The sequence below is a fragment of the Bacillus sp. AR8-1 genome (assembly GCF_008042345.1).
Lineage (GTDB): Bacteria > Bacillota > Bacilli > Bacillales > Bacillaceae_G > Bacillus_A > Bacillus_A cereus.
On record NZ_QNUB01000008.1, the window covers coordinates 22,407 to 40,856 of the forward strand.

Here is an 18,450-nt window from a genome sequence, read left to right on the forward strand (position 1 = left end):
TTTTCCACATATTTAAATCCATATGCTGTTTCCAATAAAAAGGAATTATTTCCACATTTGTCGAAGTATATAGCGTCAACTTGAAAGATGGGGATGAATTATGAAGAAAATTATTTTAATACGACATTGTTCAGCAACTGGGCAAGAATGTGATGCTGAATTAACGACCGATGGAAAAGACCAAGCAAATACCCTTGCTACATTCCTCTTAGAAAATATTCTACAAATCGATCATATTATTTCAAGCCCATTTGTCCGAGCTATCGATTCCATTCGGCCCTATGCACTCCAAGCTAACTTATCTATCCAAGAAGATGAACGATTAACTGAACGCATATTGAGCAACGTTCCAATGGATGATTGGATGCAAAAACTAGAATCCACTTTTACGAATATAGATATTGCCTTTTCAGGCGGAGAGTCAACAAAACAAGCAACAGACCGTGCCATATCGCTTATTCAAGACGTTTTACAATTAAACCATACGACAACACTACTTGTTACACATGGCAATTTACTTACGCTCATTTTAAAGCATTTTGATCATACGATTGGCTTTAATGAATGGAGAACTTTAACGAATCCTGATATTTACGAAATTACAATCGACGAACAATGTATCATAACACGCTTATGGGAAGCATCGTCCAAGTAATATCCCTTTCCAAAACATTCAGTTGACGCCACGAGAAGAGACTGTTCTAACAATAGAAAGGGGTATCATTTCATATGTACGAAGACGTACTTGCTTTACTACATAAAACAAATGTTTCTTATGAAAAATTCGAACACGAACCAGTACTCGATTATGAGACGGATCGGATTGTACGTGAAAGACTTGGCTTACAAGGTACTCCAAGTAAAAGCTTATTTTTAAAATCAACATCTGGAAATTTTTATGTGTTTTTTACGTTAGAAGGAAATCGGCTTAACCGCGGAGAGATGAAAGAAATAACGGGAGAACGCTTATCGCTCTGTTCTCCTGATGAACTAAGAATGGAAACTGGCTGTACTCCAGGATGTGTAGCTCCTTTTGGTTATTCACAAGAAGTAACAATTATTGTGGACAGTTCCGTTTATACGTACGATAAAATTTTAATTACACCTGGTGTACCTGAATTTACAATTGAATTATCCACAGAAGAATTAAAAAAGATTTTATTAACATGTACAAATACCGTTTTAGAGTACAAACAAAAAGAGAGCTGATCGTTAGCTCTCTTTTTTCATTATTTAGCTTCTGCTGTTTTTTCTTTTGCAGAACGTACTTGCTCGTCCGCATGGTAAGAAGAACGCACAAGTGGGCCAGCTTCACAGTGGCTAAATCCTTTGCTAAGTGCAATTTCTTTAAGCTCTGCAAATTCTGCTGGTGGATAATATTTAATAACTGGTAAATGCTTCTTAGATGGTTGTAGATATTGTCCAAGAGTTAAAATATCCACATTGTTTGCACGTAAGTCATCCATTGCTTCAATTAAATCTTCTCTTGTTTCACCTAAGCCGACCATAATGCTCGATTTAGTTGGAATATCAGGCTGCATTTCTTTTGCTCGACGTAAAAACTCTAATGAACGGTCATACTTTGCTCTAGCGCGAACTCGGTTAGATAATCGACGTACTGTTTCAATGTTATGGTTTAAAATATCTGGTTTTGCATCCATTAACATTTTTAAGTTTTCTTCTACCCCAGCCATATCAGATGGTAATACTTCGATAGACGTGAATGGGTTTTTACGACGTACTGCTCGTACTGTTTCAGCAAAAACAGCTGCTCCGCCGTCCTTTAAATCATCACGTGCAACCGCTGTTATAACAACGTGCTTTAAGCCCATTTGTACTACTGAATCTGCTACGCGTTCTGGTTCTTGTAAATCAAGCTCAGTTGGTAAGCCTGTTTTAACCGCACAAAAACGACAAGCACGTGTACAAACCGCACCTAAAATCATAAATGTTGCTGTTTTTCTTACAGCCCAGCATTCATGAATATTCGGACATTTTGCCTCTTCACAAACGGTATGAAGATTCTTAGAACGCATCATTTTCTTTAAGCCTGTATAGTTTTCATTCGTGTTTAACTTAATTTTCAACCATTCGGGCTTGCGCTTATATTCTGTTTGTTTTGTCATGGTTATCAACTCCGCACAATATGAAATAGTTTACCGTGTTCGCTTCTTTCAATGTAACATATCTATTCTAACGTATGAAAGCGATTTGCTCAAATGAAGATTCTAAGATTTTTTCCAATCGTTCCCTATAATGAAATACTCCGTATATCCCACACTAAAAAGAGTGATGTTGTGAAAGGAGTCTATTTCATGCTTCGAAAAATTTCTCTTTTGCTTTCTATTTGTTTTCTTCTCCACCAAAACATCGCTTACGGTGAAGATAATCAGCAAAGCATATACGAAAAGCGCATGGCACTATATAAAGAAACCGAGCAGTCTTCAGGCATTCCATGGTATTACTTAGCTGCAATGGATCAATATGAAAGAAATATACGGAGCGTAAGAAAAGATATTCCAAAAAAACCAGATGCCATCATTTCCCTTTATTTCAAACCAGAAATATGGGCTGGACCTGTTAATAGTAACGATACTCTCCCCCATACAATTTCTCTATTTGGCGGAATAGGTTTAGATGGTGACAAAGATGGATTTGCAAATGCAAATAGCGACCGTGATCTTCTGCATACCGCAGCGACTATTTTAAGGAAACAAGGAACGTCAGAAGACCGTATTAAAATTATGCTTTGGGAATATTATAGACGTGCAAAAACAGTTGATTTAATTAGCGAGTACGCCCAAATTTATAAACATTATGGACGTATTAATTTAGAAGGAAATGCTTTTCCTCTTCCGATTCGTAGTGACCATAGCTACCGTAGTACTTTCGGCGCTGGAAGAAGTTTTGGCGGAAGACGAATTCATGAAGGCACCGATATTTTCGCTGGATATGGCGTGCCAGTAAGATCGACTTGCTATGGCATTATTGAAACAAAAGGCTGGAACCGCCTTGGTGGATGGCGCATTGGTATTCGAGACCTTCATAACAATTACCATTATTACGCTCATTTAGGCGGGTTCTCAAAAGAAATACAGCTTGGACAAATTGTTGAGCCAGGAAAAGTAATTGGATTTGTTGGTAGCACTGGTTATGGACCTCCTGGTACAGCCGGAAAATTCCCACCCCACTTACATTTTGGCATATATAAAGACAATGGCTATACAGAATGGGCCTTCGATCCATACATGCATTTAAGCCTTTGGGAACGCAAAGAACGAGCAAATACAAAAAGATAACCGTAGCTGCATTGCTACGGTTATTTTTTATCCAGTAAAAGCCCGGCTCAGCCGAGTTTCACTTTATATGCAACTAACTATCTGTTTTCTTTTTATCAGGTACAGTAACACTTCCGCTTCCATAATACGTAGGCACTTCCCCTTGAACGATACGCGTCGCAATCGGAACATTTTGTTTCACAGTTATCTCTTTCGTATGAAATGGAATAATTACTTGCAATGTTACTTCCATTTCCATCACAATTTGAATCGCTGTAGTATTAATTCCATGCGGCTCAATTTTTTGTTTAATATCTGTATTCACATGCCCAATTGGCGTGAAATGAATCGGAATATCTGGTCCTATATTACCAAGGAGTGCATTATCAATTACACGTCCAAAAGGAACTGCCATAGTCGCCCCGTTTTTTTCAGAAATACCTAGTTCCTTCAACTTCCCTTGTTCTACTTGTTGCAAATATTTTTCTATGTACGTGGTCGTTGACGTTACGATTTCATTTACTTGCTTCGTATTTAAATTAATTGTGGATACTTTTCCGTTTTTATCATTCTGTACTTTCATTAATGAATCGACATCGAATCCTTCATTAATTCTATCCTTTACCGCCTTCGTCATAATTGCTGTCGCCATTTTATGTGTCTCTACTTCCCCATATTTAATTAAGGTCGGCTGAATACTATTATTCACAATCCACAACCCTTGCGTAAGTAATATAACAAAAAGAATAAACGACATAAGCAGTATATACCGAAAGGCAATAGGTCCCCTTCGAAACCGCGAGTTTTTCGAGCGAAATATACTCATAAAAAAACCTCCTTCTTATATCATTTCTATGCAAGAAGGAGGGACGATATATGCTTATCTCATTTTTAATAATGCTTCTTTTCCAATCGTTCCTACTGGAATTCCTAACGCTTCAGCTCCAGTCGTTACCGATTCTAGTGGCGCTTCAAGAAGTTGTTCAATCGTTCTTACACCAACCGCACGCCCAGCAATAATTCCTCGATCACCTAATTTCTCATTTAAAAGACCTACATCTAATGCTCCACATTAACCATAGTTCACACTCCTCTCTTTCTTATCTGTATGACAAGAGAAAAATGAGTGTTACAAGTTAACTAGCCTATAGTTTAACGGAAGTTGTATGAGTTATTAACATATCCGTTAACACATCTCTAAGTAGTTCTGGCATATAATATTGTTTGCCAGAAAGTGTGGATAGCTCTGGGTATAAGTATCCAAACGTAAACATATCGATTGTTCCTACCGTATATATACGGTCTAACTCCAGCGATTCGCCGTTAATCAATACATCTTCTAATAAAATTTTATTGCCAGGAATCGTATCTGGAATGACTTCTACACCAGCATAAATCATTTTCCCCATCACTTTCCCCCGAAATCCGAATCCTTTCACCTCAAGATTCTCCATGTTCGGTTTACGTGCTTTCAAAATAACTTCTCTTAATATCTTTCCTGGAACTTTCAAAGCACACGGATTAATTGGATGTGGACAAATTCTGTGAATATCTCCGCGCGTTACAACACCCTCTTCTAGCCCTTCAAGAAGTACACCGGCGTTCACCATGCCAATCTCTGCATCGCACCATGTTTTCAGCGCACTTGCTAACATATGAGAAAACGGCGTCTCCTGAAACCAATCAACCGGTAATGACTCTTTTAAATGAACGACAGGCTCTGCCATTATATGCTTACTTTCTTCCTGCAGTATTTCAATTGTGGATAACGGCTCGCTATAAGCACCTAACCGTTCCGTCTTAATCGCTCTACCGTCTTTTTTCAACAGCTTCTTCGTCTCTTTATCCACAGTAAGCTGAACGTGGCCAACGTAACGTCCCCACTTTTCACAACAGCAAAGTAAAGTATTGTTCAGTAGAACACCACGCTCAAATAAATGATGCGTATGTGCACCTAAAATAACATCTATATCATAATGCTCTGCCATATACTCATCCATACTTTTTCCAAGGTGAGATAGGACAACGGTAATATGCGCCTCATCTTTCACTTCTTCTAAAATAGACTCTAAATGGATAAGCGGATCTTCAATATGCCAATCGAGCATATGATAAAACTCTGGATAAGCTACCGTTAATCCGATAAAAGCAATGATAATCCCATCTGTCGTCGTATGTAATTTATAAGGCTTCGCCCACGCTGGACGTACCCCTTCTTTTTCAAATAAATTCGCAACGAGCACCTCAAATCCAGCATCATCATATAGACGATTCAAATGCTCCTTCGCTAACGTAATGCCTTCATTATTTCCGATCGTTACATAATCATATAACGCCTCATTTAAAAGCTTCGTATTCCCAAGGCCATTTGTCGCTTCCGAAATACTATGAAAACGATCCACATGATCACCGATATCAACCGTCAAAACAGTCTCTCCCGCTTCTTGTCTTCGCTTTTTCTCCCCTAGAACAAACCGAGAAATTTGCGGCCAATTTTCAAAATGACTATGTATATCGTTTGTATGATAAAGGTGGATGATTGTTTCTTTATTTGTATTCAGAGAAAAAACCTCCTCTCAGTTCCTTACTGCCATTTACGCTATGCGCACACAATAATCCTGTAAATACTTTTCGTCTTTTCTTGCTATTTTACATTGTACTCGCATTGTGAGAAAAAGCAAAAGATTGTCCTTTTCATATGAGAAACTTTTGCTAATGCGGGAAAGAATTCCAGATAGTGGAGGGAGGGGTGGATTTGTCAAAAAGTTTAATAGAGAATTCAGTGGGTGGTTGTTCAAGTGGATTTGTCAGTATCTTTGTCTTAAACCTAGTCGTTCTCTGTTCTTATAAAATGTTTAGGGTATGTGAGGATTTTCTTTTGTCTTATCTTGTCGACAAATCGATATTCCTTGTCGAAACGTTGATATATTGAAATAATCGTTGATATATTCCCGTTTATGATCGATATATTTGAAAAATCGTTGATATATTTAACTGAACACCCACCCGGGTATCCTCTCCCAAGCCAAGACAAATCCGTAAAACAAAAAAGCGCCCTGCACAGCAGGGCGCTTCTACTTTATCTATTAACCAATAGAACCTTCCATCTCAAACTTGATTAGGCGGTTCATTTCAACTGCGTATTCCATTGGAAGTTCGCGAGTGAATGGCTCGATGAAGCCCATTACGATCATTTCTGTAGCTTCTTGCTCAGAAATACCACGGCTCATTAGGTAGAATAATTGTTCTTCTGATACTTTCGATACTTTCGCTTCGTGCTCAAGTGAAACGTAATCGTTTTTGATTTCGTTGTAAGGAATTGTATCAGATGTAGATTGGTTATCCATGATTAACGTGTCACACTCGATGTTAGAGCGAGAGTTTTTCGCTTTTGGTCCGAAGTGTACGATACCACGGTAAGTTACTTTACCACCATGCTTCGCAATCGATTTAGAAACGATTGTTGAAGACGTGTTTGGTGCTAAGTGAATCATTTTCGCACCAGCATCTTGGTGTTGGCCTTTACCAGCAATCGCGATTGATAATGTTAAACCACGAGCGCCTTCGCCTTTTAAGATAACTGCTGGGTATTTCATCGTTAATTTAGAACCGATGTTACCATCAATCCATTCCATCGTTGCGTTTTCTTCACAAACCGCACGTTTTGTAACTAGGTTGTATACGTTGTTCGCCCAGTTTTGGATTGTTGTATAACGGCAATACGCATCTTTTTTAATGATGATTTCTACTACCGCACTGTGAAGTGAGTTAGTAGTGTAAACAGGTGCTGTACAACCTTCTACGTAGTGTACGTGTGCGCCTTCGTCTACGATGATAAGCGTACGCTCGAATTGTCCCATATTTTCAGAGTTAATACGGAAATACGCTTGAAGTGGTGTATCAACTTTAATACCTTTTGGAACGTAGATGAATGATCCACCAGACCAAACTGCAGAGTTTAATGCAGAGAATTTGTTGTCTGTTGGTGGAATTACTTTTCCGAAATGCTCACGGAAAATATCTTCGTTCTCTTTTAATGCGCTATCTGTATCTTTGAAGACGATTCCTAGAGCTTCTAGGTCTTCTTTCATGTTGTGGTATACAACTTCAGATTCGTACTGTGCAGATACACCAGCTAAATATTTTTGCTCAGCTTCTGGAATACCTAATTTATCAAATGTTGCTTTAATTTCATCAGGTACTTCATCCCAAGACTTCTCAGATTTCTCAGATGGTTTTACGTAGTACGTAATTTCATCGAAATCTAAGTCGTTTAAGTCGCCGCCCCATTGTGGCATTGGCATTTCATAGAACTTATCCAGTGATTTTAAACGGAAGTCTAACATCCACTGTGGTTCTTCTTTCATACGTGAAATCTCTTCAACGATCTCTTTTGTTAAACCGCGTCCAGCACGGAAAATCGAAACGTCTTTGTCTTTGAAACCATATTTGTAATCGCCGATATCTGGCAGTTGCTTCGCCATGTTGGTGTGTCCCTCCTTAGATAACCTCATTTTTAGGAACCTTTAACATTACTTATCTTCGTTTAAGCCCTTTTCTAACGCTTTCCACGCTAATGTTGCACATTTAATACGTGCAGGGAACTTGCATACGCCTTGTAATGCTTCAATATCTCCTAAATCGATGCTGTCATCGTACTCTTTTCCTAGCATCATGTCAGAGAAAATTTTCGAAAGCTGAAGTGCTTCTTCAATTTTCTTACCTTTTACTGCTTGTGTCATCATTGAAGCTGAAGACATTGAGATTGAACATCCTTCGCCTTCAAACTTCGCCTCTTGCACAATACCTTCTTCTACTTTCATCGTAAGTTGAATACGATCGCCGCAAGTTGGATTGTTCAAGTTAACGGTAACACTATCTTCTAACACGCCATGGTTACGAGGATTTTTGTAATGATCCATAATAACTTGACGATATAACGTATCTAAATTATTAAATGACATTTGTGAAATACTCCTTTGTCTTGATTAGCGATTCAACAAATGTATCAATTTCTTCTTTTGTATTATATAAATAGAAGCTCGCACGTGCTGTTGAAGAAGCTTTTAGCCACTTCATAAGCGGTTGTGCACAGTGATGTCCTGCGCGAACTGCAATGCCTTCTACATCTAATACAGTCGCTACATCGTGAGGATGTACGTCTTCAATATTAAATGTAACAAGACCAGCGCGATGCTTTGGACCATAAATTGTAACGCCATCTACTTCTGATAGTCTTTCTAAAGCGTATTGCGCTAATTCATGCTCATGCTTTTCAATATTATCAAGACCGATTTCTTCTAGGAAATCAATTGCCGCACCAAGTCCGATTGCATTACCGATAATCGGTGTACCCGCTTCAAACTTCCACGGAAGCTCTTTCCAAGTAGATTCTTGTAAATCTACGAAATCAATCATTTCACCACCAAATTCAATTGGCTCCATATTGTTTAGCAATTCTTTCTTACCATATAATACGCCGATACCTGTAGGTCCGCACATCTTATGAGCAGATAATGCGTAGAAATCACAGTTTAAATCTTGTACATCCACTTTCATGTGAGGTGTACTTTGTGCACCATCAACGACCATAATTGCTCCGTTTTCGTGTGCGATTGCTCCGATTTCTTTTACAGGGTTAATCGTTCCAAGTACGTTTGATACTTGCATAATAGAAACGATTTTTGTATTCGGTGTAACAGTTTGACGAACATCTTCTAAAGAAATTGTACCGTCTGGTTGAAGCGGAAGGTATTTCAAAGTTGCGCCAGTTTTCTTCGCAACTTGTTGCCACGGAATGATGTTACTATGGTGTTCCATGTAAGAAATAACGATTTCATCGCCTTCTTTTACATTTTCAAGGCCATAGCTAGCCGCTACTGTATTTAATGCAGTTGTCGTTCCGCGCGTGAAAATAATCTCTTCCATTGATTTCGCGTTAATAAACTTGCGAACTTTCTCACGTGCACCTTCATACGCGTCGGTAGCTTTCGTACCGAGCGTATGAACACCGCGATGCACGTTAGAATTATATTCTTTATAGTAACGTTCTAACGTTTCAATGACTTGAATTGGTTTTTGAGAAGTTGCTGCACTATCGAAATAAACAAGTTGTTTGCCGTTCACTTTTTGATCAAGAATTGGAAACTGTTTGCGTATTTCATGAATATTCATTAGCGAACTTTCCTTTCAATTACCTCAACAAGCTGTGCTTTTACTCCTTCAATTGGAAGCTCATTAACTACAGGTGCTAAGAATCCATGGATGACTAAACGTTCTGCTTCGCGTTTTGGAATACCACGGCTCATCAAGTAGTATAATTGGTACGGATCTACGCGGCCTACTGAAGCTGCGTGACCTGCCATAACATCATCTTCATCAATTAAAAGAATTGGGTTCGCATCACCGCGAGCTTTTTCGTCTAGCATAAGAACGCGAGAAGATTGTTGTGCATTTGATTTAGATGCACCGTGTTCAATCTTACCAATTCCGTTAAAGATAGATGTTGCACTATCTTTTTGTACACCGTGTTTTAAAATCCAACCTTCAGAGTGTTTACCGAAGTGAACAACTTTAGTTGTAAAGTTTTGTGTTTGGTTACCACGGCCAATTGTTACTGTTTTCGTATCAGCATATGAACCGTCGCCCATTAAGTTCGTAACGTTCTCTGAAATTGTGTTTCCATCATTCATAAGGCCTAGAGCCCAATCAATGCGGCCGTCGCGTCCAACAACACCGCGGCGGTTAACGTAAGTTGTTACGTCTTTTGCTAATAGATCAACCGCACCGAATTTCACTTGTGCGCCTTGTTCCACAATTACTTCTGCTACGATATTTGCAATACCTTTAGCATTTTCATTTGCAACATAGTTTTCTACATAAGTTGCAGTACTGTTCGCATCAGCTACGAATAATACGTGGTTATATACGTTAGCTTCTTCGCCGTCTACTAAGAATACAGCTTGAAGTGGAGTTTCAAGAACAACGTTTTTCGGAACATATACGAATGCACCGCCGTTGATTAATGCAGCATGAAGTGCAGTTAGACGATGCTCGTCTACTTTCACTCCGTCTTTCATTAAATACTTTTGTAGTAATTCAGCATGCTCCGTTGCAGCTGTTACGATATCTGTGAAAATAACACCTTTGTCTTTTGCTTCGTCTGCTAAAGAAACGAACGCAGTTGTACCAGTACGTTGCACTAATACGCTGTTATTTTCATCGATTAAGTTTTTCACTGCTTCTGGAAGCTCTGTTAAAGAACTTACAGGCTCTTGCTTAGCAGCGTCGCCTTTTCCGATAAAGTCCCATTTTTCAATTTTCGTTTTATCAGGCGTTGGCATTGGAAGTTCTGTTGCTTGTGCAAGAGCTTGTAAGCGGAACTCAGTCAACCAAGCAGCTTCGTTTACTTCGCTTGCGCGTTGACGGATTGTTTCTTGATCGAAAGGTAATGTACCGATTGTCATGTTTATGCTCCTCTCTTACGCTTCTTGCTCTGTTGTTTCGTCTTCAATACCTAATTCTTTTTTAATCCAGTCGTAACCTTCAGCTTCTAGACGTTGTGCAAGCTCAGGGCCACCAGATTTAACGATACGACCGTTCATCATAACGTGAACGAAGTCTGGAGTGATGTAGTTTAATAAGCGTTGGTAATGCGTAATCATTAGGCAACCGAACTCTTCGCCGCGCATTTGGTTAATACCTTTAGATACAACTTTTAATGCATCGATATCAAGACCTGAGTCGATTTCATCTAAGATTGCGATTTTTGGCTCAATCATCATTAATTGAAGAATTTCGTTACGCTTTTTCTCTCCACCAGAGAAACCTTCGTTTAAGTAACGTTGTGCCATTTCTGGATCCATTTCTAGGAATTCCATGTTTTTATCTAATGTACGGATAAATTTCATAAGAGAAATTTCATCGCCTTCTTCACGACGTGCGTTAATTGCAGAACGTAAGAAGTCAGCATTTGTTACTCCGCTAATTTCACTTGGATATTGCATTGCTAGGAATAGACCCGCTTGTGCGCGCTCGTCTACTTCCATTTCTAATACATCTTCACCGTCGATGATGATGCTACCTTCTGTTACTTCATACTTTGGGTGACCCATAATCGCAGAAGATAAAGTTGATTTACCTGTTCCGTTAGGTCCCATAATTGCGTGGATTTCTCCACCTTTTACTTCAAGGTTTACACCTTTTAAAATTTCTTTGCCGTCAATTGATACGTGTAAGTCTTTAACCGTTAATGTAGAACCAGCCATCTCAATACCTCCATTAATCCTATATATACATTTTAAAAATTCCTAAAACGTTCATATTCTCATTTTATTCTCATTCTAATCTTATATCAAATAAAATGATATCGCAAACGACGAAAAAAAGTAACAATTTTTTCACAAATGTATATAAGTATTTCCCTTGCATCCTTATATGATACACCTTTCTTCTTATTCATATAAAGAAAAAAGGACTGGTAATTTTCCAGTCCTTTCCTCATATTTATTCACTTACCGGAAGTACAGCACCTTTATATTCTTTATTAATAAAGTCTTGAATTTCTTTTGAATGCAGTACTTCTACTAATTCTTTAATTTCTTTTTTCTTCTCGTCACCTTTACGAACTGCAATAATATTTGCGTACGGTGAGTCTGATCCTTCAATCGCAATTGCATCCTTCTTTGGATTTAACTTCGCATCAATTGCATAGTTCGAATTAATGAATAAAGCATCTCCCTCATTATTTTCATACAACTTCGGTGAAAGTCCAGGTTCAACATCTGTTTTAAATTTTAAGTTTTTCGGATTTTCGACTACATCTTTTACTGTCGCCTTAACCACATCTACACCATCTTTAAGCTTAATCACGCCGCCTTTTTGTAACAATGCTAACATACGGCCTCGCTCCGCTACGTTATTACTCATAATCACTGTCCCGCCATCTGGTAAGTCTTTTAAGCTTTTATATTTCTTAGAATAAATACCCATTGGCTCTAAATGAATTTTTCCTGCGTTTACAATTTTATATCCTTTTTCTTGGATTTCTTTATCTAAGTAAGGAATGTGTTGGAAGTAGTTCGCATCAATTTCCTTATCCACTAACGCTTTATTCGGCAACACATAATCTTGGAATTTTTTAATTTCTAATTTAATACCCTTTTTCTCTAATATCGGCTGTGCCTTTTCTAAAATAACAGCGTGCGGCACGTTAGAAGCTCCAACAACAAGCTTATTCTCCTCTTTCCCTCCGCAAGCAGCTAATGTAAATACAGACAGCGCTGTAACAACTGACAATAGAATCTTTTTCATATGATGTCCCCTTCTCCCCTATAGTTATGTAGTTATAAAAAAGGCTGGCATACACCAGCCTTTTCAGCAATTATTCTTTTACAGGAACAACCGCTCCTTTATATTCTTTATTAATAAAGTCTTCGATTTCTTTAGAATGCAATACTTCTACAAGCTCTTTAATCTCTTTTTTATCTTTATCACCTTTACGAACAGCTACTATGTTTGCGTACGGTGAATCATCACCTTCAATTGCAATTGCATCTTTTTCTGGGTTTAATTTCGCATCAATTGCATAGTTAGAGTTAATTAAAACAGCATCGCCTTCCTTATTGTTATACACTTGTGGTAGTAAACCCGGCTCGATATCTGTTTTAAATTTTAAGTTTTTCGGATTATCTGCAATATCTTTTGGAGTTGCATTAACTGGCTCTACTCCGTCTTTAATTTTTAAAATGCCTTCTTTTTGTAAAATTGCTAAACCACGTCCATGGTCAGTAACGGAATTACTCATAATGATTGTCGCCCCGTCTGGAAGTTCTTTTAGGCTCTTATACTTTTGAGAGTATACACCAATTGGTTCTAAATGAATTTTCCCCGCTATTTCAAAATCATATTTTTTATCTTTAATTTCTTTTTCTAAATACGGAATGTGCTGGAAGTAGTTTGCATCTAAATCTTTATCCGCTAACGATTTATTTGGTAATACGTAGTCTTGGAATTTTTTAATTTCTAACTCGATTCCTTTTTTCTCAAGTAACGGTTTTGCCTTTTCTAAAATTTCAGCGTGCGGTACGTTAGAAGCACCAACAACGAGTTTCTTTTCATCTTTATCTTTCCCGCCACAAGCAGCTAAACCAAAAATTGAAGTTGAAATAAGTGCCGTAAGTAATAATTTTTTCATTTGAAACATCCTCCCGTTTTTATTATCGTTTATCTATTCGAGTCGTTAAACTATCACCAATCCACTGAATTAAAAATACAACTAGTAATACACAAATTGTCGCAACGATTGTTACATCGTTATTTCCCCTTTGGAATCCTTCTAAGTAAGCAAGTGTTCCAAGGCCACCAGCACCAACAACTCCCGCCATTGCTGTATAGCCTACTAAAGCAATTGTTGTAACCGTAATACCAGATACTAATGCTGGTAACGATTCTGGAATCAATACTTTTAAAATAATTGTGCTTGTTTTTGCTCCCATTGCTTTTGAAGCTTCAATTACACCTTTATCAATTTCGCGAAGTGCGATTTCAACCATTCTCGCGTAGAATGGTGCCGCCCCAATAATTAAAGCTGGCAGCGCTGCACTTGCTCCAAGAATTGTTCCAAGAAGAATCTTTGTGAATGGGATTAATAAAATAATTAAAATGATGAACGGTATAGAACGGAATATATTTACGAATGCTCCAATCACCGTATTAATTGATTTGTTTTCCCATAAATTATCTTTCGCTGTCATGAAAAGTAACAATCCTAAAATTAGTCCTAAAACAAATGTCGCAAGAGCTGCGATTGCCGTCATATATAACGTTTCACCAGTTGCTTCTAACATTTGATTCCAATCAACATTTGCGAGTAACTTATCCATGTGCAATCACCTCCAGCTCTACTTGATCTTGATGAATTCCTTCTATTGCTTGCTGGATCGCTGTTTCCTCACCATTTAAATGAACAACTAAACTACCGTAAGAACCGTTATTCGTTTGTGCGATATTTCCTTGCAAAATGCTAACTTCTATATCACTGCGTTGCATCAATCGTTGAAGCACTGGTCTTTCTACAGCCTCACCGATAAACTGCAAACGAATCACTTTTCCATCTGGATATTTTTCAATTAAACTTTCAATCGTTTCATTTGTATCTTCAGAATCTGTTAACTGCTGTACAAATCGTTTCGTAATATCTTGCTTCGGATTACGGAATACATCAAGTACTGGACCCGTTTCTACAATCTTTCCTCTCTCCATTACCGCCACTCGATTACAAATCTTTCGAATTACGTGCATCTCATGTGTAATGAGTACAATTGTTAAACCAAGGCGCTTATTAATGTCTAATAGTAAATCCAAAATTTGATCTGTCGTTTCTGGATCAAGAGCCGACGTTGCTTCATCACATAAAAGTACTTGTGGGTTGTTAGCTAATGCTCTTGCAATCCCAACGCGTTGTTTTTGTCCCCCGCTCAGCTGAGATGGGTACGCGTCTCCTCTTCCTTCTAATCCAACAAGATGAATTAATTCATCAACACGTTTTCTTCTCTTCGTTTTATCAACACCTGCAATTTCAAGTGGAAACTCTATATTTTCACGTACAGTTCGTGACCAAAGTAAGTTGAAGTGCTGAAAAATCATTCCGATTTCTTGCCTTGCCTTACGAAGTTCACTTCCTGTAATTGCTGATATGACACGATTCGCAATTGTAATTTGGCCAGAAGTCGGTTTCTCTAACTGATTAAACAATCTGATTAAAGAACTTTTCCCAGCGCCGCTATATCCGATAACACCAAATATTTCGCCTTTTTCTATTTTTAAATTGGCGTTATCTACAGCAGTGACATCACCGCTTTTCGCCTTATATATTTTCCTTACATTCTCTAATAGAATCATGATGTTCACCCCTTTTTTGTTTAGATAGACTCCGCATTTTTTTATTTTTGATGCGTGTAGTCCACCGCTATCACTACTTTTATTATTTGAATGTCCTCCACATTCAAACAACAAAAAACCTTTCCGCTTTAGAGAAGCAGAAAGGTTTATATGCGTATATAACAACATTATCCCTCTCTCTCATCTCTCAAAGCATTCGCTTTGCAGGAATTGGCACCATTTCAACATAAGTTGACGGTTGCCGGGCTTCACAGGGCACAGTCCCTCCACCTCTCTTGATAAGAGAAATCAGATTCAATTTTCGTCTGATTTGAAATTTATGAAATTGTCTATATTTTATGACTTGAATTGTATCAATATACGCTCACCATGTCAACAGAAATTTTCGCAAAAAATGAAACTTCAGAATTTTAAGCACCTACTGACATCGGTTTACATATATGAAACATCGATTCCACTAATAACATCGTTCGGTACGTTCCTGAATATTGTACACGTCCATCATTCATTAACATTTGCAATCGTACATTTCCATTCACCAATTGTTCTATATCCTTTTCGTCTAAGCAAATGATTTGTTCCGTTCCTCTTTCCTCATGTACCAGCTCTATATAATCTCTTGAAATTTGTAACGAACAACTTTCATCTCTAAAGCGGAAATTAACAGTTTTTTCTTCTTGTCTTAAAAGTGGTTCTAAATGATATTGACCATTAGCGTAATTTACAAATGATTGAAGCAAAGAATATAATTTCACCCTAAATCACATCCTTCATATCACTTTCTATTACATACCATTCCCTCTCAATAAAGAGCAATCCTGTTATTTTCGCTCGACAAATACTGTATCCATCCTGCATCTCGACATATTTCCCAAGAAATATGTCGAGGCGGCAAAAATTTTGCCGCCTACTTTAATTCCGTATATAAATATTCAACCGAATGAAATGCATATATCTTCTTCATCAGTGTCCCATTTTCAAAAACAAGTAAACAAGGTACACTTTCAATCCCATACTCTTTCGCTAAATGCGGAGCATAATTTAAATCTAACATCCCAATTTTGAGGCCTTCAATTGTCATCTCAACGACTGTTAACATCTTTTTTGCTAATTGGCATGTTCCACACATTGGAGTATATACATATAACACTGTTTTTTCTTCATTCTCTATTAGGGCTGTAGCTTCGGCTCCTGTCCAATCGATCACTTCTATCATTCCTTACCGTAAATATTCTGTATAAACGTCAATGTCGGCTCCCCATAATACATTTGCTAAGTGTGTAGATGGCGCAGTTGCCACTTCTCGGTACGAGCGATCAATATAGATATGCTCGGCTTGCGGAAATTCTTTTCGAAATTGTTTCCTTAACTTTTCTCCAGCATCATCAGCATCCACTAGCACATACACTTCCTTATCAAAAAACTGATCAACGAGCTCATCCATTTTCGACAAACCAATTGTACCATTTGTACAAACAATTTCCACTGGTTCACGAATAATAGATTCAATCTTTCTTCTATCTGATGTACCTTCTACAATAATGACTTTTTCCACATAAATCATATGTCATCACCCGATCACCATATACTATACAACCTTGAACTTAGTATATAGTATATTCGTTATTTTCATGTTGTTTCCTGTTTATTTTTGCAAAAGAAAAGCGAAACCGACTGTTTAGCCCTGTTGGCTAAGGTTCTTCCGTACAGAAGACGCTTTTTGTCTTCTCGTGCGGAAGGTTCTTAGACATGAAGGGCTAGGAGTTGGAGCTAGACAATGAAAAGCGCAAGCGGCTCATTTAGATTGTGAGGGGGATGGAGCTTCTGACGTAGAGGCGCTTTTTGCCTTGTAGGAAGAAGCGAAGCCACCGAACAATCTAGTCGCTGGAGCTAGACAACGAAAAACAAAAACGGCTAGACCTGCATAAAGATTAAACGAAAAAGTTTTTTCAAAAAACGTTCTCCTACACGATAATTAGTATATGATTCTACATTCATTATTTTACACAAAATAAAAAAGGACAGCACAAAGGCTGTCCTTTAGTCGACTATAATTAGTCTTGGTTTGTCATTTCTGCATATTTTTCTGCAGTTAATAACTTCTCAACTTGGCTTGCATCAGAAAGTTCAACTTTAACCATCCATGCACCCTCGTATGGAGATTCGTTAACAAGTTCTGGTTGGTCACTTAATTCTTCGTTTACTGCTACAACTTTACCGCTTACAGGTGCGTATAACTCAGAAACTGTTTTAACAGATTCTACGCTTCCGAATGGCTCGTCAGCTTCGATTGTTGCACCTACTTCAGGAAGTTCAACGAATACGATATCACCTAGCTCACCTTGTGCAAAGTGAGTGATACCGATAACAACTTCATTACCTTCAGTTTTTACCCATTCGTGTTCTTCAGAGTAACGTAAATTATTTGGAATGCTCATGACTGTACCTCCAGTGAATGTATTAATTATGTAAAAATACCTTATTGGTACTTTTTCCACACACTTTCAAACTGCTCTTCGTTAAAACCAAGTGTTACATTCGTTCCATCTGTTACAATTGGACGTTTGATCAACATGCCATCAGATGCTAAAAGCTCATACATTTCGTCTTCGCTTGCATCTTTCAACTTATCTTTCAGACCAAGTTCACGGTAACGCATTCCACTTGTATTAAAGAATTTTTTTAATGGTAATTCACTTTTTTCATGTAAATTACGTAAATCTTCTTTTGATGGTGGATTTTCAACAATATGAATCATCTCATATGCTACATCGTTTGCCTCAAACCATTTCTTTGCCTTTTGACATGTGCCACACTTTGGATATGAATAAAATGTTACTGTCATAAATTCACCTACTTTTTTACTAACCTTTACCTTTATCATATAGAAAACGTTTTATTATTTCAAACCATTATTCGCTAAACTTTTACTTATTTCGTGATAATTTTTAATAATCCTGCGAATTTTTCTTATTTTTCCGCCATTTATTAAGAAAAAAATAAATATATAAATTTTTTTAAATTCTGCACCAAACATATATCTTAAACAAGCGTTTGATTAATTCTCTATTTTTCTTTGTAAACCTTTGAACTACATGAGTTTCTTTCTACCGAACATACAACTTAAACAAACGTTTGATTAATTCTCTATTTTTCTTTCTTAACCCTTGAGCTGCATCGGTTTCTTCCTACCGAACATACAGCTTAAACAAACGTTTGATTAACTCCCTATTTTTCTTTACTAACCCTTGGGCTGCATCGGTTTCTTCCT

General features: G+C 37.7%; 20 protein-coding genes, 1 pseudogene and 1 riboswitch. Of the genes and pseudogenes, 3 read left to right on the forward strand and 18 right to left on the reverse strand.

From position 1 onward, the window contains the following. The first annotated feature begins 100 nt into the window (after positions 1-100). Both DN400_RS03830 and DN400_RS03835 read left to right on the forward strand, forming a co-directional pair. Entirely contained in the window at positions 101-655 is a 555-nt protein-coding gene (locus tag DN400_RS03830; RefSeq protein ID WP_071714570.1) for a histidine phosphatase family protein, read from the forward strand. Positions 656-729: 74 nt separating this feature from the next. Further along, positions 730-1,209: a YbaK/EbsC family protein gene (locus tag DN400_RS03835; RefSeq protein WP_000272751.1), complete on the forward strand. Its 480-nt coding sequence runs from the start codon at positions 730-732 to the stop codon at positions 1,207-1,209. 20 nt (positions 1,210-1,229) lie between these two features. Here DN400_RS03835 and lipA read toward each other — a convergent pair whose 3' ends face one another. Then, entirely contained in the window at positions 1,230-2,126 is an 897-nt protein-coding gene (gene lipA / locus DN400_RS03840) for a lipoyl synthase (RefSeq protein ID WP_000166367.1), read from the reverse strand. A gap of 189 nt (positions 2,127-2,315) precedes the next feature. Here lipA and DN400_RS03845 point away from each other — a divergent pair, with 189 nt between their 5' ends. Beyond that, on the forward strand, positions 2,316-3,299 hold the full coding sequence (locus DN400_RS03845) for a M23 family metallopeptidase (protein WP_000944681.1): 984 nt from the start codon (positions 2,316-2,318) through the stop codon (positions 3,297-3,299). A gap of 73 nt (positions 3,300-3,372) precedes the next feature. Here the strand turns inward: DN400_RS03845 and yunB are convergent, their stop codons facing one another. The 17 genes and pseudogenes from yunB to DN400_RS03935 all read right to left on the reverse strand — a co-directional run bounded on the left by yunB (position 3,373) and on the right by DN400_RS03935 (position 18,024). Further along, positions 3,373-4,104, reverse strand: coding sequence for a sporulation protein YunB (gene yunB, locus DN400_RS03850; RefSeq protein ID WP_098312691.1), 732 nt, complete (start codon positions 4,102-4,104; stop codon positions 3,373-3,375). 54 nt (positions 4,105-4,158) lie between these two features. Then, a pseudogene (locus DN400_RS03855) lies at positions 4,159-4,350 on the reverse strand (DUF1805 domain-containing protein); the annotation flags it as partial. Positions 4,351-4,423: 73 nt separating this feature from the next. Then, positions 4,424-5,839: a bifunctional metallophosphatase/5'-nucleotidase gene (locus tag DN400_RS03860; RefSeq protein ID WP_327890577.1), complete on the reverse strand. Its 1,416-nt coding sequence runs from the start codon at positions 5,837-5,839 to the stop codon at positions 4,424-4,426. A gap of 525 nt (positions 5,840-6,364) precedes the next feature. After that, positions 6,365-7,762, reverse strand: a complete 1,398-nt coding sequence (sufB, locus tag DN400_RS03870; RefSeq protein ID WP_001118824.1) for a Fe-S cluster assembly protein SufB — start codon at positions 7,760-7,762, stop codon at positions 6,365-6,367. A gap of 48 nt (positions 7,763-7,810) precedes the next feature. Further along, positions 7,811-8,242 carry a Fe-S cluster assembly sulfur transfer protein SufU gene (gene sufU, locus DN400_RS03875; protein WP_000009523.1) on the reverse strand — a complete coding sequence of 144 codons (432 nt, stop codon included), beginning with the start codon at positions 8,240-8,242 and terminating at the stop codon, positions 7,811-7,813. Further along, positions 8,232-9,452, reverse strand: coding sequence for a cysteine desulfurase SufS (sufS, locus tag DN400_RS03880; RefSeq protein WP_001020767.1), 1,221 nt, complete (start codon positions 9,450-9,452; stop codon positions 8,232-8,234). Before sufS ends, sufU begins: the two co-directional genes overlap by 11 nt. Then, positions 9,452-10,744 (reverse strand): Fe-S cluster assembly protein SufD, encoded by a 1,293-nt coding sequence (gene sufD / locus DN400_RS03885; RefSeq protein ID WP_000152173.1) that lies wholly within the window; start codon positions 10,742-10,744, stop codon positions 9,452-9,454. Before sufD ends, sufS begins: the two co-directional genes overlap by 1 nt. Before the next feature lie 15 nt (positions 10,745-10,759). Further along, positions 10,760-11,545 carry a Fe-S cluster assembly ATPase SufC gene (gene sufC / locus DN400_RS03890; protein ID WP_000929163.1) on the reverse strand — a complete coding sequence of 262 codons (786 nt, stop codon included), beginning with the start codon at positions 11,543-11,545 and terminating at the stop codon, positions 10,760-10,762. A gap of 238 nt (positions 11,546-11,783) precedes the next feature. Next, a complete protein-coding gene (metQ, locus tag DN400_RS03895; RefSeq protein ID WP_097912926.1) occupies positions 11,784-12,590 on the reverse strand; it encodes a methionine ABC transporter substrate-binding lipoprotein MetQ in 807 nt (268 codons plus the stop codon). 70 nt (positions 12,591-12,660) lie between these two features. After that, the gene (gene metQ / locus DN400_RS03900; RefSeq protein ID WP_000735080.1) at positions 12,661-13,473 is read right to left on the reverse strand and encodes a methionine ABC transporter substrate-binding lipoprotein MetQ; all 813 of its coding nucleotides are present in this window, start codon (positions 13,471-13,473) and stop codon (positions 12,661-12,663) included. A 22-nt stretch (positions 13,474-13,495) separates the two neighbouring features. Next, complete coding sequence (locus DN400_RS03905; RefSeq protein WP_000359401.1) at positions 13,496-14,161, reverse strand: methionine ABC transporter permease; 666 nt, start codon at positions 14,159-14,161, stop codon at positions 13,496-13,498. Then, positions 14,154-15,179 (reverse strand): methionine ABC transporter ATP-binding protein, encoded by a 1,026-nt coding sequence (locus DN400_RS03910; RefSeq protein WP_000601791.1) that lies wholly within the window; start codon positions 15,177-15,179, stop codon positions 14,154-14,156. The genes DN400_RS03905 and DN400_RS03910 overlap by 8 nt, the downstream gene beginning before the upstream one ends. 177 nt (positions 15,180-15,356) lie before the next feature. Then, positions 15,357-15,464: riboswitch (SAM riboswitch) on the reverse strand. A 125-nt stretch (positions 15,465-15,589) separates the two neighbouring features. Beyond that, complete coding sequence (locus DN400_RS03915) at positions 15,590-15,934, reverse strand: hypothetical protein (protein ID WP_098312693.1); 345 nt, start codon at positions 15,932-15,934, stop codon at positions 15,590-15,592. A 152-nt stretch (positions 15,935-16,086) separates the two neighbouring features. Continuing rightward, positions 16,087-16,395: a thioredoxin family protein gene (locus DN400_RS03920; protein ID WP_002025020.1), complete on the reverse strand. Its 309-nt coding sequence runs from the start codon at positions 16,393-16,395 to the stop codon at positions 16,087-16,089. A gap of 3 nt (positions 16,396-16,398) precedes the next feature. Beyond that, complete coding sequence (locus DN400_RS03925) at positions 16,399-16,743, reverse strand: toprim domain-containing protein (RefSeq protein WP_000640870.1); 345 nt, start codon at positions 16,741-16,743, stop codon at positions 16,399-16,401. A gap of 490 nt (positions 16,744-17,233) precedes the next feature. Then, positions 17,234-17,617: a glycine cleavage system protein GcvH gene (gcvH, locus tag DN400_RS03930; protein ID WP_000026896.1), complete on the reverse strand. Its 384-nt coding sequence runs from the start codon at positions 17,615-17,617 to the stop codon at positions 17,234-17,236. A 41-nt stretch (positions 17,618-17,658) separates the two neighbouring features. Then, positions 17,659-18,024: an arsenate reductase family protein gene (locus DN400_RS03935; RefSeq protein ID WP_000218968.1), complete on the reverse strand. Its 366-nt coding sequence runs from the start codon at positions 18,022-18,024 to the stop codon at positions 17,659-17,661. Positions 18,025-18,450: the final 426 nt, after the last annotated feature.

Bases quoted from the DNA above. Each gene is read 5' to 3' on its own strand.
- DN400_RS03935 (WP_000218968.1), bottom strand. From the start codon at position 18,024: ATGACAGTAACATTTTATTCATATCCAAAGTGTGGCACATGTCAAAAG.
- gcvH (WP_000026896.1), bottom strand. From the start codon at position 17,617: ATGAGCATTCCAAATAATTTACGTTACTCTGAAGAACACGAATGGGTA.
- DN400_RS03910 (WP_000601791.1), bottom strand. From the start codon at position 15,179: ATGATTCTATTAGAGAATGTAAGGAAAATATATAAGGCGAAAAGCGGT.
- sufB (WP_001118824.1), bottom strand. From the start codon at position 7,762: ATGGCGAAGCAACTGCCAGATATCGGCGATTACAAATATGGTTTCAAA.
- DN400_RS03845 (WP_000944681.1), top strand. From the start codon at position 2,316: ATGCTTCGAAAAATTTCTCTTTTGCTTTCTATTTGTTTTCTTCTCCAC.
- lipA (WP_000166367.1), bottom strand. From the start codon at position 2,126: ATGACAAAACAAACAGAATATAAGCGCAAGCCCGAATGGTTGAAAATT.
- sufD (WP_000152173.1), bottom strand. From the start codon at position 10,744: ATGACAATCGGTACATTACCTTTCGATCAAGAAACAATCCGTCAACGC.
- sufU (WP_000009523.1), bottom strand. From the start codon at position 8,242: ATGTCATTTAATAATTTAGATACGTTATATCGTCAAGTTATTATGGAT.
- DN400_RS03920 (WP_002025020.1), bottom strand. From the start codon at position 16,395: ATGATAGAAGTGATCGATTGGACAGGAGCCGAAGCTACAGCCCTAATA.
- sufC (WP_000929163.1), bottom strand. From the start codon at position 11,545: ATGGCTGGTTCTACATTAACGGTTAAAGACTTACACGTATCAATTGAC.
- metQ (WP_000735080.1), bottom strand. From the start codon at position 13,473: ATGAAAAAATTATTACTTACGGCACTTATTTCAACTTCAATTTTTGGT.
- DN400_RS03835 (WP_000272751.1), top strand. From the start codon at position 730: ATGTACGAAGACGTACTTGCTTTACTACATAAAACAAATGTTTCTTAT.
- DN400_RS03905 (WP_000359401.1), bottom strand. From the start codon at position 14,161: ATGGATAAGTTACTCGCAAATGTTGATTGGAATCAAATGTTAGAAGCA.
- yunB (WP_098312691.1), bottom strand. From the start codon at position 4,104: ATGAGTATATTTCGCTCGAAAAACTCGCGGTTTCGAAGGGGACCTATT.
- metQ (WP_097912926.1), bottom strand. From the start codon at position 12,590: ATGAAAAAGATTCTATTGTCAGTTGTTACAGCGCTGTCTGTATTTACA.
- sufS (WP_001020767.1), bottom strand. From the start codon at position 9,452: ATGAATATTCATGAAATACGCAAACAGTTTCCAATTCTTGATCAAAAA.
- DN400_RS03830 (WP_071714570.1), top strand. From the start codon at position 101: ATGAAGAAAATTATTTTAATACGACATTGTTCAGCAACTGGGCAAGAA.
- DN400_RS03925 (WP_000640870.1), bottom strand. From the start codon at position 16,743: ATGATTTATGTGGAAAAAGTCATTATTGTAGAAGGTACATCAGATAGA.